Raw genomic sequence first — 16,010 nt, 5'->3', positions numbered from 1 at the left:
TCGTCCTAGCGGGCGGCGCCCGTAGCTGAGGCAGCCCGGCCGCCGCCCGCCGGCGAGGGGTTGCCGGGTACCGCGCTCGTTTGCGCGTCGCTCCGCGGCGCCTTGCCCGTCAGGACGCCACTGCCGGACACGCCGTGCCGCGCGGGCTGCATGGCGTCGGCGTCCGGCCCGTCGTCGGGCACCGCGAGCCCGCCGCCCAGCGCGCCCATCAGCGAGGCATAGGCGGCCAGCCGCGCCGCGTGAATCTGCGCGACACCCTGACGCGCGGCGAGCCATTGCGTTTCACTGACGATGACGTTGACGTAGTCGTTCAAGCCGCGCTTGTAGCCGAGTTGGGCAAGTTGATAGCTGCGTTGCGCGACGCTGACCGAGCGCTCCGCGTCGCCTTGCTGCGCCGAGAGCGAATGCAACTGGACGATCTGATCGGCGATTTGTTTGAGCGCTGCGATGACGGTTGCATTGTAATGGTCTACCGCCTCGTCGTAACCCGCCGCTGCCGCCCCGAGCCGGCTGCGCAGCGCGCCGCCTTCGAAGATCGGCAGCGACAGTGCCGGCCCCGCAGTCCACGCACCGTTGGCCGCGTGCAGAAATTGAAACAGCGGACCACCGACGGCGAAGCCGCCTAGCGATGCCATCAGGTCGATGTTCGGGTAGAACGCAGCATGCGCGACGTCGATTCCGCGTGCGGCACCCGCCACGGCCCAGCGCGCGGCGACGACATCCGGCCGATGTCCGATCAGCTCGGCGGGCAGCGCCGAAGGCAGGGCGACAGACGCGTCGAGCACCAGTGTCGGCCGCGCCAGCGCGGCGCCGGCCCCGGGGCCTTTGCCCGTGAGTGCCGCGAGCTGATTGCGATCGAGTTCGATGGCTTCGCGCACGGCCTCGATCCGGCGCTCGTATTCGGGCAGCGATGCATCGGCCTGGCTGACTTCGAGCTGCGTGCCGATGCCGCCAGTCAGACGCCGCCGCGCCAGCGTCGAGAGTTGCTGCTGGCGCGCGAGCGTATCGGTGGCGATGTCCAGCAGCGCGTACTGCTTGGAGAAATCGACGTAGACGCGCACGAGATTGACTTCGAGTTCGAGCCGCGCGGCACGTGCGTCGGCCGCGCGCTCATGCGCTGCGTCGAGGGACCGCTCATGCGCCCGCTCGTCGCCGCCCCAAAGATCCAGGCGATACGAAAATTCCAGCGTGCCGGTGTTGTTCCAGGTGGTCTGATTGGCGAGCTCGCCGGGGCCGTAATACCGAGGATTGTCGGCCCAGTGCTGGCGCTTGATCGACAGATTGCCGGTGACGCTCGGCTCGAGCGCCGCAGCAGCCACGCCTGCCAGAGACTGCGCTTCGCGCACGCGTGCATCGGCGGCCGCGAGCGTGGGATTGCCTTCGATGGCGGCGCCGACGAGCGAGTCGAGTTGAGGATCGCCGTACCGGTGCCACCAGTTAGCGTCGGGCCAGTGCGCGCTGCGATCGGCCGCGCGCACGGCGGCACCGGCGTCGAGCGAGGACGGATCGAGCGAGCTTGCTTGCGGCGCAATGCCGCGGGTGCTCGCGCAACCCGCCATTATTATCGACAGTGCAAAAAAGCCGATTGCCAGACGCACTTTGCCGATCGGCACTCGCACGATTCCCTCCCTTCCGCGACGTTATTGAATGCTTTCGATTATATTTTTGCGGGGATTGTCGAATAAGCCGCAACGGTGTAATGCATTTTTACCTGTTTTGAGATAATCGGGGTTGCTGAATATGCAACAATCGCAGTGCAACAGGGACGCAAAGGGACGAAAGGGGTGGGTATGGATACGCTTCAAAACATGCGCGTGTTCGCGCGCGTGGTCGAATCGGGCAGCTTCACGGCCGCCGCGCAGCATCTGAATACCACCACCGCCTATGCCTCGCGCGCTGTTTCCGATCTCGAAGCGCACTTGCATACGCGGCTTCTGAACCGCACGACGCGGCGCATTGCGCTGACCGAAGCGGGCGAGCGCTATTTGCAGCGCTGCCAGCAAATCCTTGCCTACGTCGCGCAAGCCGAAGCCGAGGCGAGCGATGCGCACGCGCGGCCCTCGGGCAAGCTGCGGCTGCACGCGATGGCCAGTTTGGGCATGCACTACATCGTTCCGGCAGTCGGGCGCTACCAACAGCGCTACCCCGATGTATCGGTCGACGTGACGCTCGCCCAGCGAATGCCGGACCTGCTCGACGAAGGCTACGACGTCTCGGTCGTAGTGGGCTACGATCTTCCCGATTCCGGTTTGATCTCGCAGCGGCTCGGCAGCGTGTTCAGCATCGCCTGCGCCTCGCCGTCGTATCTGGAGCGCCGTGGCGTCCCGCACACGCCGGCCGATCTCGTCAATCATGCCTGCTTGCGGATGGTCACCCCGGCATCGGTCTTCGATAAATGGAATTTCGATGGCCCCAACGGCACCGAGACGTACACGGTATCGGCGCCCGCCTTCCAGGTGAACGGCGCGGATTCGATGGCCGTGGCTGTCCGCGAAGGGATGGGCATCGCCGTCTTGCCGACGTACTCGGCCATGCGTTGGCTCGAAAGCGGCGATATAGTCTGGATATTGCCGGAGTACACCTCGATGCCGCTGAACATCTATGCGCTGTATCCGTCGCGGCAATACCTCGACGCGAAAATTCGCACGTGGGTCGATTTCCTGCACGATGAATTGCCAGTGACGCTCGCGGCGGAGCAGGCGGCGCTGCAGAAATTCGCGCGCAGATAGCCCCCTCGAGTGCGACGGCATTCGCACAGGTTCGCCGGCGCGTCGCACCGGCTCGTGGTTGAGCACGCCGCGCGTCAGTGCTTCGGACGGTGCCAGCCCAGCATATGGTGCGCGGCGAGCCAGTGATGAATCATCCCTTCGCCGTTGTGCTCGCGCTTATAGGAGCGCGCCTCGAAAATCGTCAGCGCAAGCAGCACGAGCAGTCCGACGCCTAGTCCCACCAGGCCGGCGATCGATTCAGCGTCCATGGCAGCCTCCTTTCACGACCTTGGGGGTCGCGTAGCTACATACTAGGACACGCTGCGGCAGGCGGGGAAATGCGTTCGTCAGCCGCGCTCCTGCACGCAGACCCAGGGCGAAACCACCACGGCCCACAATTCGGGATCGCGCGCGGCGAAGTCGGCGGCGATTTCCTCCGGCATGCGCTGCACGAGCCCGGACGCGAGCCACTGGGTGACCTGCGTCGTATCGTCCTGCGCAATGGCGGCGGCCACCGTGACGAGGTCCAGATCGCGCGCGACGCACAGCAGCATGCCGCGCGCAAAAAAGCGCTCGAGTTCAGGCCAGGCGATTTTCGCTGTCTCGGCGAGCAGCTTGAGGTAAAGCGGGCTGGGGCCGGGCGTGCCGGCGGTTTCGTCTGGGCGCTCAGGGGAAGTCATGGCGATGATGGCTACTTGCTCGAGGGTCGTCACTATAATGCATCTCTTCGTCCATCCACGAGGTGACCATGTCCGGTGCGCCCGCCGTTCCGAAATACGACCCGTTCGCCCGCTTGCTGCATTGGCTCGTTGTATTGCTGCTGATTGCTCAATACATCGTCGCCTGGACGATGCCGGGCATTCATCGCGGCACGAAGCCCGTGGGGCTCATCGTCGTGCACCTCGATCTGGGTGCCTTCATCATCGCGATCATGATCGTGCGCGTGGTGTGGCGCATCGTGCGCAAGGAGCCGGACGTGGTCGAAGGCACGCCGTTCACCCGGGGCGTCGCTTATCTGACGCATGGCCTGCTGTACTTGCTGCTGATCGTGCAGCCGCTCATGGGGTGGGCCAACGCGTCGTCGCGAGGATGGCAGGTGACGCTGTTCGGCGTGAACTTGCCGTCGCTCGTCCCGACGGGGTCGGCGCTCGGTCATACGCTCGGCGATGCGCATCGTCTACTCGCCTGGGTCATGCTTGTGCTGATCGGCATACACGTGGCGGCTGCCCTCTATCACCACTTCCTGCTGCGCGATCGCGTGCTGCGCCGGATGGCCTAGAGATGACCGGAGGCGCCACGCCGTCCCGCTTTCGATTCGAGGCTTTCGATTCGAGGCTCTCGGCAGAGAGCGCTCAGCCGAGCCCGCGCAGTTCGCGGCGCACGATCTTGCCCGTCGCCGTCATCGGCAAGCTTTCGACGAAGGTGATCGCGCGCGGATACTCGTGCGCGGCCAAGCGGGTACGCACATGCGCTTGAATCTCGCGTACCAGCGCGTCGCTGGGCTCGAAGCCCGCGTTCAGTACGATAAACGCTTTGACGATTTCGGTGCGGGTCGCGTCGGGCTCGCCGATGACCGCCGCCATGCGCACGGCCGGATGGCCGAGCAGACAGTCCTCGATCGGGCCGGGGCCGATGCGGTAGCCCGCGCTCGTGATGACGTCGTCGTTGCGGCCGACGAAGCGGATGAAGCCATCGGTGTCCATCACGCCGATGTCGCCCGTGACGAGATAGTCTCCCGCGAACTTCTCGCGCGTGGCCTCGGGGTTGCGCCAATAGCCGAGGAACATGACGGGATCGGGCGCGAGGATGCCGATGTTCCCTTCCGTGCCGGCGGGCAGGACGTGGCCGGCATCGTCGACGATCTCGACGCGATGCCCCGGCACCGCTTTGCCGATCGAGCCGATGCGCGGCTCGAACAGTGTGCTGCATGAGCTGACGACCACATTGCATTCCGTTTGGCCGTAGAACTCGTTGAGCGTCACGCCGAGCGCCGCGCGGCCCCATTCGATCAGTTCCTCGCCAAGCGATTCCCCGCCGCTCGACACGGCGACGAGCGACAGCGCGTAACGTTCGCGCGGTTTGTCGACGGTGCGCAACATCTTGAGCGCCGTCGGCGGCAGGAATGCGTGCGTGACTTCATGGCGCGCCATCAGATCGAAGGCTGCGTCGGCATCGAACTTCTCGAAGCGGCGGGCCAGCACGGGTATTCCATGGTGCCAGGACGGCAGCAGCACATCGAGCAGGCCGCCGATCCACGCCCAGTCGGCGGGCGTCCACATGAGCCGCGCCTGTTCGGGGAAGAACGCCTGCGGCATCTCGACGCCCGGCAGGTGGCCGAGCAATACGCGATGGGCATGGAGTGCGCCTTTGGGCTTGCCGGTGGTGCCTGACGTGTAGATGATGATGGCCGGATCGTCGGCGCTCGTGTCCACGGGTTCGAACACACGGACTTCATGCTCCAGCGACGCCCAGAACGGCAGGACCCGGGCCGCTTGCAGGGCCGGCTCGTCCCCGTCGATGCAATAGATCGTCTTCAGCTCGGGCAGCGAATCGCGAATCTGCGCGATCTTTTGCAGGCCGGCCGTTTCGGTGACAAGTGCGACGGCGCCGCTGTTGGACAGGCGGTACTCCAGGGCTTCGACGCCGAACAGGGCGAACAGTGGAACAGCGATGGCGCCGAGCTTGTACGCGGCCAGATGCGCCAGTGCCGTTTCGGGCGCTTGCGGAAGGAAGATGCCGACGCGCTCGCCGCGCCTCACGCCGTGCCGGGCGAAGCTGTGCGCGAGCTGATTGGACAATTCCTTCAGTTCGTCGAAGCCATATCGCACGATGCTGCCATCGCGCCGTTCGTAGACGAGCGCGAGCCGGTTGCTGCCGTCGGCCCACTTGTCGCACACGTCGACGCCGATGTTGTAACGCGGCGGAATGTGCCACTCGAAGCTGGCGCGCAGGCTGTCATAGCTGCTGGTGCGGGTAAGCATGCCTTGCCTCCTTATCCTCTTATCTTCGGTCCTTTGGGGCTTGCCAATTAGCCGATAAAAAATCGGCAAAAATACAGAACAATTGCCGTCGGCTCGATTATGTCAGTTGATTGTCGATTAATGTAATGGCAATCGACAATCGTAACCTCTCCCGGTTTCCTTGGCGCTTCGGTGCTGGCCGACAGGCGCTACGGGGTGGTCGTCGGTCTATCCGCGTACAATTTGCCGGCGGCTTCGCTTTTCTATGACATTATCTAGGCACTATGTGCCAATTCGCGCTCTTTCTTCAATAAATCCATTGTGAATGTATTGCGGAGCCGTTAAATTTGTAATCGGCGCATGGCGAACCGGTCCTTTGCCTCACTGCGCCGAACCCCCGTTGGCCCGGCTCGTCCGGGCCTCTTTTTTTGCGATCCGGAGTGGATGCTTCAGCACCTTACTCCGGTCTCGGGCAGAGCGCTAACGCTGTGGCAGATAGCGTGACGGGTCGATCGATTTTCCTCCGTAGCGCAGCTCGAAGTGCAAGGCGACGCGATCGTTGTCGGTATCGCCCATTTCCGCGATCTGTTGGCCTTGGGCTACGCGATCGCCTTCCTTGACGAGCAGCGTCCGATTGTGTGCGTAGGCGGTGAGGAAATCGGCGTCGTGTTTGATGATCAGCAAGTTGCCGTAACCGCGCAGGCCATTGCCCGAGTAGACGACGGTGCCCGGCGCGGCAGCGACGATCGACGTACCCGCCGCGTTCGCGATGTCGATGCCCTTATACGTGACGCCGTCGAAACCGTGTACGACGGAGCCGGCCGTGGGCCAGATGAGCGCAATGCCGCGTGCCGGCGGCGCATCGGGCGCTGCGCGTGACGGGGCCGTGCTGCCGGCGGAAGGTGCCGCGGTGCCCGGGCTCGTGCGCACGGGCGCGCCTGCTGCCGCTTGCGTGCCGGGTGGAACGATGCGCAGTACTTGTCCGACTTCGATCGCATCGGGATTCGCGAGATTGTTCCAGCGAACGATGCTTTGAACCGACTCGCGGTGACTGCGCGCGATTTTCGTGACCGTATCCCCGCGCTCGACTCGGTAGTAGCCTGGAGCGACGGGCGCCGAGCCGCATGCGGCAAGCGCCGCCGCCAGCGGCACACAGGCGAGCCGCATTATCTTTTTCCGCAACATTGAACCTCGCTTGACCCTTCGACACTTCCGCCGCACCGATGGTGCGGTGCGGCGGACAAACGTCCGATTGTAACGGGGTTGGAGGCTACGAATGCGCGTAACAGCGATAAACCGGACACCCGGCGGTTCGCGCCGGGCGGCCCAGGCGAGTCGGTTCAGGCCAGATCGGCGACCCGAATCCTCAGCGATGCCGTCTCCGTGCGCCCCGGCTCCAGCCAGCGCAGCCCAAGGCCGTTGTGGATCGCATCTGGCAAACCTAGCCACGGCTCGACGCAATAGAAATCGGATGTGCCGGTTTCGGTCCAGGTTGTGACCGCATACCAGGGCGCGGAACCGGGGCGATCGAGTTCGATCTCGATGCGCCGCCCGAGCGCCGGGCATTCGAGCCGCACCGGTATTGCCGGCACGTCTTGCAGACAGTGGAAGCGGTCGTGAATCAGCGGATCGGCGAGCGTATAGCGTGCGGCGCCTGGTTCCGGCGGGCTGATCGATCCGTCTTCGAGTTGACGGCGGCGCTCCGTCGGCGGCAGCGTGAGCGTCGTGTCGCCGCGCAGCGCGTGCGGCAGTGCGAAGTAGAAGTGATGGCCGGCGTAGTAGGGCAGAGGGGCGTTGCCGCGGTTCGAGGTGGTCAGCGTGACGTCGAGCACGTGGGTGTCCACGAGCCGATAAGCCGCCTCGAAACGGAACGCGAACGGGTATTGAACGCGTGTGGCTTCGGTATCGACGAGCGTCATGCGCACGCCGCGTCCGTCGGTATCGACCTCGTGCGAGAACGGCAGATCGCGTGCGAAGCCGTGCATCGGCAGCGCGCGGACGACGCCTTGCGCATCGCGCCACTCGCCGATGCGGCCGTCGACACGGTGCCGGCCGAGAAACGGGAACAGCAGCGGATTGCCGCCGCGCACGCGCGGGACGTTGTTCCAATCGGCCTGCTCGGGCCAGAAGATGATGGTTTCATCGCCGATGCGCCAACTGAGCAGCCGTCCGCCGAACTGCGGAGCCAACTGAAGGCGCGAGGCGCCGTGCGCGATATCGACGAGAGCCTGCTGCGGAGAATCGGTCATGATGGGCGGTGCTCAATGATGGGGTTCAGAGGGTAGCGCGCGCTGCCGGAATGAGCCACGCGTGTGCCGCGGCGACATGCGATTGTGCCTCGGGTTCGTCTCCGGAAAAACCCTGCTCGGGAAATTGCCGCTTTCCGAGCCACCGGCGGCGGCTCATAATGGCTTCGCCTGCGGATACTTTGTCTTTTTGCACCGTGGCGCGGCTGGGCGTTTGCTGCCCGGCGCCGCTCGGGCGTTCGCCATCCGCTTGAGTTCGTCAATCGAATCGCAACCATTCCGGAGCCAGCATGGATCTCGCTATGGCAATGGGCCTTTCGCTGTTCGGCATCTTCGCCGGCAGCACGGTCTTTTTCTTCTACCGCCTCCCGCGGTGACGGGCGCGCTGTAGGGCGGCCGCTGATCGGAGGTGTCCGCTCGCCATGCTGCCGCAATCGGCCGCATGCCCCTGTTCCGGCGTTGCATTCTTTCCACGATTTTCGATTTGCCCCGCACACGGCGCGTCACTTCGACCGCCGTCAGCGTCCCTGCCGGTGAGGTACGACGCCGCCTACGATGCGCGCTTCGCTGATCGCTCGATCGAGCGCATCGTCGAGGTGGCTGTACGCATTGGCCACCTCATCCGGCGCGGCATATGACGCACCACGCATAGCTCGTGACGATTCGTTCGTTCTCGGCGACAAGGGGCGTTGCTACATTCGCTGCTCGTTGCCGTGAGCCGGCGCCAACGCGGCGCGCACGGCAAGCTAAAAAATCGAACAGGAATGCGTATCGTGAAGAACAAATACCTTGGCGCCGCAGTCGTGGGGGTGCTGCTGGCCGTATCCGGCATCGCGCATGCGGACCGCCTCGACGACATCAAAAAAGCGGGTGTATTGCGCGTCGCGACGTTCGACAGCAATCCGCCGTTCGGCTTTGTCGATCCGAAGAGCAACCGGATCGTCGGCCTGGATGTCGACTACGCGACCGCGGTGGCGAACAAACTCGGCGTGAAACTCGACATCCAACCGACCAACCCCGCGAACCGCATCGCGTTTCTGAAGTCCGGCAAGGTCGATCTGGTGTTCGCGAACTTCACGATTACCGATGAACGCAAAAAGGAAGTCGATTTCAGCACACCTTACTTTGCTTCGGGCACGCAGTTCATCGCCAAAAAGAATGTCTTGAAGTCGCCGCAGCAACTGAACAGTCTGCGCATCGGCGCCGATAAGGGCACGACGAATGAGCAGCAGGTTCGCGCGCAATTCCCGGGGGCAACGATCGTCGCGTATGACGACACGCCGTTCGCGTTTGCCGCGCTGCGTGCAGGCAATGTGCAAGCCATTACGCAGGACGGCCCGAAGCTCGTCGCGCTGCTGGCCAACGTCCCCGATAAGGCGAACTACGAAATCTCGCCGTTCACGATCTCGAACGACTATGAAGGCGTCGGCGTCCCGAAGGGAGAGACGCGACTGGCCGCCGTTGTTGACGACACGCTCAAGGGGCTCGAGGCAAACGGCACGGCGGCTCAAATCTACGACCGGTGGTTCGGTCCGAAAAGCCGCGCACCGCTGCCGCGCCTGTTCAAGATCGGCGATCCGCAAAAGAGCTGATCAAGCCGGACGGCAACCCGGTGTGCGCTGCGATGCAAGCCGATGGTGCGGAACGACGACATAGGTCATAGAACAAACGAATGAACGGCTGGCTCGCACCGAAGTATGTCGCTTGGCTCGCGCACGGTTTTCTGATGACGCTGGCGCTTTCCGCCTGCACAATCGCGGCGGCGACATTGGCCGGCTCCGGCTTGGCCCTCGCACGCCGTGCGCGCAATCCGCTTGTCGCACGAGTGGCCGCGCTCTACGTCCTTGTATTTCGGAATTCGCCGTTGCTCGTGCAACTGCTGTTCTGGTACTTCGGCGCCGCCACGCTGTTGCCGCAAGCCTGGATGGAGTGGCTCAATGCGTCGCATTCGCTGGTATGGGGGCCGTTGCGGTTCTCATGGCCTTCATTCGAATTCGTCGCGGGCTGGGTCGGGTTGACGTGTTATGCCACCACGTTTATCGGCGAGGAATTGAGCGCCGGCATACGGGGCGTCAAACGGATGCAATATCAGGCCGCGCTGGCGCTCGGGCTCACGCCTTTCGCCACGTTCCGCCATGTCATCCTCCCGCAGGCGGTGCGCATCGCGACGCCGCCGCTTGCCGGCCAGTACATGAATATCGTCAAGAATTCGTCTCTGACAATGGCGATCGGCCTGGCGGAGCTCTCGTATGCGTCGCGCCAAGTCGATACCGAAACGTTCAAAACTTTCCAGGCGTTTGGGGCAGCCACCATGCTGTATATCGCGACGATCGCCGCGATCGAAGTGGCGCTGTTGATTCATCAGCATCGCAGTGCATCGAGATGGCAGGGAGGGCGTGCATGAGCCTGTTCGAATGGTGGCCCACCTTACGCTATTTGCTGCTCGGTGCGTTTCCCGACGGCCCCATCGGTGGCGCCGCATTGACGATTGCGATGACGATCGTCTCCGCCTTGCTATCGGCGGTCATCGGGCTTGGCCTCGGTATTGCCATGTCGATGACGCGTGGTCCGGTGTTGCTCGCGCTCACGGCGCTTGTCGGGTGCTTCAGGGCGATTCCGGTGTTGATGCTGATCTTCTGGACGTTTTTCCTGATCCCGATGCTCATGCATGTCGACGTGCCGGGGCTCGTCACGGTGCTCTGCGCACTCGCGCTGATCGGTGGTGCATACCTGTCGCACGCGGTGCAGGCCGGCATCGCGGCCGTCGGCCGCGCGCAAGAGCAGGCCGCCCTTTCGCTCGGCATGACACGTTGGCAGACGCTGCGTGACATCATGCTGCCTCAGGCCATTCGCATCATGACGCCGTCGTTCGTCAATCAGTGGGTGTCGTTGACCAAGGACACGTCGCTCGCCTATATCGTCGGTGTCCCGGAATTCACCTTCCTCGCCAATCAGGTCAACAACCGGCTGATGGTGTACCCCGCACAAATATTTCTGTTCGTCGGATTCGTTTATTTGTTGCTGTGCTCGGCGCTGCAATGGGCCGCGACGCGCTTGATGAATCGCAGGCGACCAACCCGAGAAAAGACGCGAGAGCTCGTGCGTCCTTTCCCGAAGCCATATTGATTCGCGATGGCCCCCATCGCGCGAAACCGTTGACGAGAACGAGGCATCTTGTCACACGGGCCGTTTGCGTCCGTTACGACAGGAACATCCGGTACGCGCGATTGTTCGTTTCCTCGAGGTAAGGGTAGCCGAGCGAGGAGAGGAAGCGGTCGAGGGCATCGTATTCATCGGGTGGCGCTTGCATGCCAACGAGGATCGAGCTCGAATCGGCGCCTTGATTGCGATAGTGAAAGAGGCTGACATTCCAATGCGGCGCCATCGACGAAAGAAACTTCATCAGCGCACCGGGCCGCTCCGGAAACTCGAAACGAAACAGGCGCTCCTGCCTCGCCAGCGGCGTGCGCCCGCCCACCATGTAGCGGACATGTTGTTTGGCAAGCTCGTCGCCCGTCAAGTCGACTGTCGGAAAGCCTCCCGCCTCGAATGCACCCGCGAGTTGCGCCGACTCGCCGCGGTGGGCGATCTGCACGCCGACGAATAGATGTGCGCAGTCTGCATCCGCGATCCGATAGTTGAACTCGGTGACGTGCCGCTCGCCGACGAGTTCGCAAAAGCGTTTGAAGCTGCCATGCCGCTCGGGCAGCGTGACGGCGAACAGCGCTTCGCGCGCTTCACCCACATCAGCCCGCTCGGCGACGAAGCGCATGCGGTCGAAGTTCATATTGGCGCCCGAGGTCACGGCGACCAACGTTTCGCCGGCGATGCCGGTGCGTTCGGCATAGTGTTTCGCCCCCGCGACGGCCATGGCGCCGGCCGGCTCCAATAGGCTGCGCGTGTCTTGGAATACATCCTTGATCGCGGCGCACAAGGCGTCGGTATCCACGGTGATGATCTCGTCGATATAGGCGCTGCATAGGCGAAACGTTTCCTCGCCGACGAGCTTGACGGCCGTGCCGTCGGAGAACAGTCCCACTTCGGCCAGTTCGACACGCCGGCCCGCCGCGAGCGATTGCGCCATTGCGCAGGAATCCTCCGTTTGCACGCCGATGACGCGCACTTCCGGGCGCACTGCCTTCGTATAGGCGGCGATGCCTGCCGCGAGACTGCCTCCGCCGATCGGCACGAAGATCGCGTGAATCGGCCCCTGGTGCTGCCGCAGGATTTCCATCGCGACGGTGCCTTGGGCGGCGATGACGTACGGATCGTCGAATGCCGGGATGAAGGTGAGATCCTGCTGGCGCTGGAGTTCGCGTGCGTGCGCGTAGGCTTCGCTGTACGACTCGCCCGCGAGCACGACCTCGACAGTCGGGCCGCCGTGCGCGCGTACCGCATCGATTTTCACGCGAGGGGCCGTTTGCGGCACGACGATAACGGCGCGCACGCCAAGCTTGGCTGCGGAGAGCGCCACGCCTTGCGCATGATTGCCGGCCGATGCCGTGACGACCCCTCGCTCCAGTGCGTCGTGCGAAAGATGCGCCATCTTGTTGTAGGCACCACGGAGCTTGAACGAGAAGACGCTTTGCTGGTCTTCGCGTTTGAGGAGTACGGCGTTGCCCAGCCGCGCCGATAGCTGCGGGGCTGGCTGCAAGTCCGTTTGCCGCGCGACGTCGTAGACGCGGGCGTTCAGAATCTTTTGAAGGTAGTCGGCTGACGCGCCGTCGCGTTCGCGATCGTGTTCGTTATCGCGATCGTCATCTGTGGCGGGGAGTGGGGCGAATGCAGTCTGCATGGGGCGGTTCCTTGTTAAGCGATGCGTTGCAAGGGAGCCCACGAGGCGGAAATAAAAAAACCCGCCTGTTGGGCGGGTTTCGTGTCTGCTGCTTACGCGCGCTAACCCACCATTCTCGGAATGGTGGAAATAATGACGGCGATGGGCAGTGAGCGGCAGTTCATGCGGCTTAGGATGGCCTATCGCCGTGCGCTTGTCAATCGCCGCTTGCGGCGATGCTCGGTTGTTCGCTGCGGGGAGCGGCCGATTGCTCGGTACGGGCGACATCGTCGTCCGCCGCGATATGCGGGTAAATCAAAGCGGCGACGACGGCGCCTGCAATGGGTGCCGCCCAAAAGAGCCAAAGCTGATTGAGCGCGGCGGAGCCGGCAACGAGCGCGGGACCGAACGAGCGGGCAGGATTGACCGATACGCCCGTCACCGGGATCGCCACGATGTGGATCAGCGTGAGGCACAGGCCGATCGCGAGCCCCGCGAAACCGGCCGGGGCACGCTGATGCGTCGCGCCGAGGATGACGAGCAGGAAGAAGCCCGTCATGACCGCTTCGCAAATGAATGCGGCTTGCATCGAATAATGGCCGGGAGACAGCGCACCGAAGCCGTTCGCCCCGAACGCGCTCGAGGCCGCATCGAAGCTGGGATTGCCGAGCATGATCAGCTTGAGCAGAAAGGCCGCGGCCGTCGCGCCGATCACTTGCGCAATGATGTACGGAACGACGTGTTTGGATTCGAACCGTCCCGCCACCGTGAGGCCGATCGTGACGGCTGGATTGATGTGGCAGCCCGAGACGGGACCGATAACGTAGACCATCGTCATGAGCGAGAGCCCGAACGCGAATGCCACGCCGAGTAGGCCGATGCCGATGCTGCCGCCCGTGGCGGTATGGAAGTCGGCCGCGATCAGCACGCTGCCGCAGCCGCAAAGCACAAGCCAAAAAGTGCCGAGCAACTCGGCGATGTAAGTGCGCAATGCCTTCATCGTTAGGACTCCGAATCAAAAGATCGAGAGGAAACAGGAGGACGATGCATTTCGACCGCCCCGCGGTGGTGTGAATCTTATGGGCCGGCCAGCAGCCATGATCAAAACTATTGTGAAGAGCTTAGTGCATCGACCGGCGCTTCGCGCTCGCGGGCCATTCGGTTCGGATGACGACTCTTCGAATATGGGATTGCGAGGCATTCCCCTCATCTCATAAATGCGATTGAGAATGATTCGTGTTTACGTTACAGTTCCGCCACTCGATCGATAAACGATGAACGTTCGAGGGATTCGATGCCGGCTGTATGAGCCGAGATCGGCGCCGAATGTCAGCGCGCCGCGTGGGCATCGGGATTTTCGCTACGGGATAGAACGGAAACAAAACGATGCGGTTGATGACGAATGCGGATCGGCAGGGAAAAGAGGCGGGCGGCGGCGGGCGAACACCGGCGTATCGCCAGGACGAATGGCTTGTGGCATGCGCGCTGGCGCTCGTATCGTGGGGCGCACATGCCCAAGAGGCGGTAGGCAGCGGCGCCTCGTCGGCCAAGGACAAGACAGCGGTCGTTGCGGCGCCGGGCGAAGCAGCATCCGCTGTACCGGCACTCGATACGGTTTCCGTCCGGGCCGCGCGTCCGTCTCTGTACGCCGTCCCCGACGTCAACGTTGGCGCGCTTGGCGCGAAGGATCCGAAGGATTTGCCGATGTCGGTGGCGTCCTACTCCAGCGAACTGATCGAGGCACAGCGTGCGCGCACGTTGATGGACGTGCTGAAGAACGACCCGTCTGTCCAAAACAGCGCCGTTGGCGGTGCAATGGACAACATCGGCATTCGCGGCTTTCCGGTTGATTGGACCAACACGATGCGCCGCGACGGGATGCCGGTGGCGCCGTACTACGATCTGCCGCTCGAGAACGTCGAGCGAGTCGACGTATTGAAAGGGCCTTCGGGCTTTCTGTATGGCGTGAACTCGCCGGGCGGCACAGTCGATTATGTAATCAAGCGCCCCACGCGGGACCGCTTCGCCACCGTCACCAGCGAGGTGCGCAGCGAAGACGGCTATTACAGCGCACTCGATGCGGGCGGGCCGCTCGGCGATGGCCGGCTCGGGTATCGCTTCAATCTGGCAGGGGAGAAGGTCGGCAACTTCGGGCATTCCGGCGACTTGCGCCGCACGTTCGTCAGCGGCGCGCTGGATTGGGCCATTACGCCGCGTGCGCTGCTGCGCTTCGATTTCGACTACCAGAACAAGCGGCTCGCGGCGCAGCCGGTGATCGGTACGCAACCCGACGGCTCGTTGCCGCCGCAGTTCGACCCCCGAACGTTGCTCGGGCAACCCTGGCTGCAGTACCGCACCAACACGTTCAACGTCGCAGGCCGCTTCGATTTCAAGCTGACCGATACCTGGACATTCACGACGCAGGTCGCCGAGTCGTACAACAACCGTGACGCGGCGTTTCCGGATATCTATTCGGTGGCGGCCAATGGCGATATCTTGAGCGGCGATATCTATCTGTCGCCCGATCAGAGCTTCCGCGTGCTGTCGACGAACACGTTCGTGAGCGGCAAGTTCGACACGGGGCCACTCAAGCACCAGCTCGTCACAGGCGTATCGACGCGGAACTATGAGGCGCGTCAGGGTGGCTTCGGCGTGATGCCGATCACAGTGGGCAATCTGTTCGCGCCGGTCTACTCGCCGGCGCAGTCCACGACGTACCCCGCCAAGACAGCCGAGAAGAACTTCCAGCCCAGCGTGTTCGTCAGCGATCTGATCGATATTGGCTCGCATTGGAGCGTCATGCTCGGCGTGCGTCATGTCAGCTACCGCGACGATTCGTATGCGCCGTCCGGCAGCGACACGCACTATCAGGCGAGCGTGAACGTGCCATCCGCGGGGGTGATCTTCAAGCCGCTGCCGTCGCTGTCCACCTACGCCAGCTATTCCGAGGGCTTCGAGCAAGGCGGCGTCGCGCCCTTTAACACGCTCAACGCGGGGCGAAGTTTAGCGCCGGTGAAGAGCAAGCAATACGAAGCGGGCGTCAAAGCCGACATCGGCAGCCGCCTCACTGTCGACGCCGCCGTGTTTCGCATCGAAAAGACCCTGCAGTACGTGAACACCGCCAATGTCTACGTCCAGGCTGGCACGCAGCGTCATACGGGCGTCGAACTCACGGCGAACGGCCGCCTGACGCGCGATCTGTCGATTGTCGCGGGTGCCGCCTATCTGCATACCGCGCAAGAGGAGACGGGCGATCCGGCGACGAACGGCAAACGTGCCGCGAATGTGCCCACGTTTCAAGCAAGCGCATTCCTCGATTACC

15 protein-coding genes are annotated in these 16,010 nt (G+C 63.5%); 6 read left to right on the top strand and 9 right to left on the bottom strand.

Features of this window, described 5'->3' with window-relative positions; all coding sequences use genetic code 11:
• Positions 1-5: 5 nt before the first annotated feature.
• Entirely contained in the window at positions 6-1,619 is a 1,614-nt protein-coding gene (locus ACTHL0_RS07625; protein ID WP_440566108.1) for an efflux transporter outer membrane subunit, read from the bottom strand.
• Positions 1,620-1,790: 171 nt separating this feature from the next.
• Here ACTHL0_RS07625 and ACTHL0_RS07620 point away from each other — a divergent pair, with 171 nt between their 5' ends.
• Entirely contained in the window at positions 1,791-2,729 is a 939-nt protein-coding gene (locus ACTHL0_RS07620) for a LysR family transcriptional regulator (RefSeq protein WP_440566107.1), read from the top strand.
• A gap of 74 nt (positions 2,730-2,803) precedes the next feature.
• Here the strand turns inward: ACTHL0_RS07620 and ACTHL0_RS07615 are convergent, their stop codons facing one another.
• Together ACTHL0_RS07615 and ACTHL0_RS07610 are read right to left on the bottom strand one after the other, a co-directional pair.
• A complete protein-coding gene (locus ACTHL0_RS07615) occupies positions 2,804-2,977 on the bottom strand; it encodes a hypothetical protein (protein ID WP_440566105.1) in 174 nt (57 codons plus the stop codon).
• Between the two features lie 78 nt (positions 2,978-3,055).
• Positions 3,056-3,388, bottom strand: coding sequence for a DUF2288 domain-containing protein (locus tag ACTHL0_RS07610; RefSeq protein WP_440566103.1), 333 nt, complete (start codon positions 3,386-3,388; stop codon positions 3,056-3,058).
• Between the two features lie 68 nt (positions 3,389-3,456).
• Here ACTHL0_RS07610 and ACTHL0_RS07605 point away from each other — a divergent pair, with 68 nt between their 5' ends.
• Positions 3,457-3,987, top strand: coding sequence for a cytochrome b (locus tag ACTHL0_RS07605; RefSeq protein ID WP_440566101.1), 531 nt, complete (start codon positions 3,457-3,459; stop codon positions 3,985-3,987).
• A gap of 73 nt (positions 3,988-4,060) precedes the next feature.
• On the opposite strand, the gene ACTHL0_RS07600 is transcribed toward ACTHL0_RS07605, so the two are convergent.
• The 4 genes from ACTHL0_RS07600 to ACTHL0_RS07585 all read right to left on the bottom strand — a co-directional run bounded on the left by ACTHL0_RS07600 (position 4,061) and on the right by ACTHL0_RS07585 (position 8,564).
• Positions 4,061-5,689 carry an acyl-CoA synthetase gene (locus ACTHL0_RS07600; RefSeq protein WP_440566099.1) on the bottom strand — a complete coding sequence of 543 codons (1,629 nt, stop codon included), beginning with the start codon at positions 5,687-5,689 and terminating at the stop codon, positions 4,061-4,063.
• A gap of 459 nt (positions 5,690-6,148) precedes the next feature.
• The gene (locus ACTHL0_RS07595; RefSeq protein ID WP_440566097.1) at positions 6,149-6,853 is read right to left on the bottom strand and encodes a peptidoglycan DD-metalloendopeptidase family protein; all 705 of its coding nucleotides are present in this window, start codon (positions 6,851-6,853) and stop codon (positions 6,149-6,151) included.
• A gap of 155 nt (positions 6,854-7,008) precedes the next feature.
• A complete protein-coding gene (locus tag ACTHL0_RS07590) occupies positions 7,009-7,917 on the bottom strand; it encodes an aldose epimerase family protein (protein ID WP_440566095.1) in 909 nt (302 codons plus the stop codon).
• 515 nt (positions 7,918-8,432) lie between these two features.
• Positions 8,433-8,564, bottom strand: coding sequence for a hypothetical protein (locus tag ACTHL0_RS07585; RefSeq protein WP_440566093.1), 132 nt, complete (start codon positions 8,562-8,564; stop codon positions 8,433-8,435).
• A gap of 123 nt (positions 8,565-8,687) precedes the next feature.
• Between ACTHL0_RS07585 and ACTHL0_RS07580 the strand changes: the two genes are divergently transcribed.
• From ACTHL0_RS07580 to ACTHL0_RS07570, 3 genes are all read left to right on the top strand, one after another.
• Positions 8,688-9,506 carry an ABC transporter substrate-binding protein gene (locus tag ACTHL0_RS07580; protein ID WP_440566091.1) on the top strand — a complete coding sequence of 273 codons (819 nt, stop codon included), beginning with the start codon at positions 8,688-8,690 and terminating at the stop codon, positions 9,504-9,506.
• Positions 9,507-9,586: 80 nt separating this feature from the next.
• A complete protein-coding gene (locus tag ACTHL0_RS07575; RefSeq protein ID WP_440566089.1) occupies positions 9,587-10,318 on the top strand; it encodes an amino acid ABC transporter permease in 732 nt (243 codons plus the stop codon).
• The gene (locus ACTHL0_RS07570) at positions 10,315-11,040 is read left to right on the top strand and encodes an amino acid ABC transporter permease (protein ID WP_440566087.1); all 726 of its coding nucleotides are present in this window, start codon (positions 10,315-10,317) and stop codon (positions 11,038-11,040) included. The genes ACTHL0_RS07575 and ACTHL0_RS07570 overlap by 4 nt, the downstream gene beginning before the upstream one ends.
• 73 nt (positions 11,041-11,113) lie before the next feature.
• Here ACTHL0_RS07570 and ilvA read toward each other — a convergent pair whose 3' ends face one another.
• Positions 11,114-12,709 carry a threonine ammonia-lyase, biosynthetic gene (gene ilvA, locus ACTHL0_RS07565; RefSeq protein WP_440566085.1) on the bottom strand — a complete coding sequence of 532 codons (1,596 nt, stop codon included), beginning with the start codon at positions 12,707-12,709 and terminating at the stop codon, positions 11,114-11,116.
• Positions 12,710-12,905: 196 nt separating this feature from the next.
• Positions 12,906-13,688: an aquaporin Z gene (gene aqpZ, locus ACTHL0_RS07560; protein WP_440566083.1), complete on the bottom strand. Its 783-nt coding sequence runs from the start codon at positions 13,686-13,688 to the stop codon at positions 12,906-12,908.
• A gap of 395 nt (positions 13,689-14,083) precedes the next feature.
• On the opposite strand from aqpZ, the gene ACTHL0_RS07555 reads away from it, so the two are divergent.
• Positions 14,084-16,010, top strand: a 1,927-nt coding sequence (locus ACTHL0_RS07555) for a TonB-dependent siderophore receptor (protein ID WP_440566081.1), incomplete at its 3' end; no start/stop codon positions are given.

Origin of the sequence: Trinickia sp. (genome assembly GCF_051961175.1) — a bacterium.
GTDB lineage: Bacteria > Pseudomonadota > Gammaproteobacteria > Burkholderiales > Burkholderiaceae > Trinickia.
The sequence above is the reverse complement of the archived record's forward strand: the minus strand, read 5'-3'. Positions and strand labels throughout refer to the sequence as shown.

Coding starts and splice junctions, on each gene's coding strand:
- ACTHL0_RS07620 (WP_440566107.1), top strand. CDS start 1,791: ATGGATACGCTTCAAAACATGCGCGTGTTCGCGCGCGTGGTCGAATCG.
- ACTHL0_RS07615 (WP_440566105.1), bottom strand. CDS start 2,977: ATGGACGCTGAATCGATCGCCGGCCTGGTGGGACTAGGCGTCGGACTG.
- ACTHL0_RS07610 (WP_440566103.1), bottom strand. CDS start 3,388: ATGACTTCCCCTGAGCGCCCAGACGAAACCGCCGGCACGCCCGGCCCC.
- ACTHL0_RS07605 (WP_440566101.1), top strand. CDS start 3,457: ATGTCCGGTGCGCCCGCCGTTCCGAAATACGACCCGTTCGCCCGCTTG.
- ACTHL0_RS07600 (WP_440566099.1), bottom strand. CDS start 5,689: ATGCTTACCCGCACCAGCAGCTATGACAGCCTGCGCGCCAGCTTCGAG.
- ACTHL0_RS07595 (WP_440566097.1), bottom strand. CDS start 6,853: ATGTTGCGGAAAAAGATAATGCGGCTCGCCTGTGTGCCGCTGGCGGCG.
- ACTHL0_RS07590 (WP_440566095.1), bottom strand. CDS start 7,917: ATGACCGATTCTCCGCAGCAGGCTCTCGTCGATATCGCGCACGGCGCC.
- ACTHL0_RS07585 (WP_440566093.1), bottom strand. CDS start 8,564: ATGCGTGGTGCGTCATATGCCGCGCCGGATGAGGTGGCCAATGCGTAC.
- ACTHL0_RS07575 (WP_440566089.1), top strand. CDS start 9,587: ATGAACGGCTGGCTCGCACCGAAGTATGTCGCTTGGCTCGCGCACGGT.
- ACTHL0_RS07570 (WP_440566087.1), top strand. CDS start 10,315: ATGAGCCTGTTCGAATGGTGGCCCACCTTACGCTATTTGCTGCTCGGT.
- ilvA (WP_440566085.1), bottom strand. CDS start 12,709: ATGCAGACTGCATTCGCCCCACTCCCCGCCACAGATGACGATCGCGAT.
- aqpZ (WP_440566083.1), bottom strand. CDS start 13,688: ATGAAGGCATTGCGCACTTACATCGCCGAGTTGCTCGGCACTTTTTGG.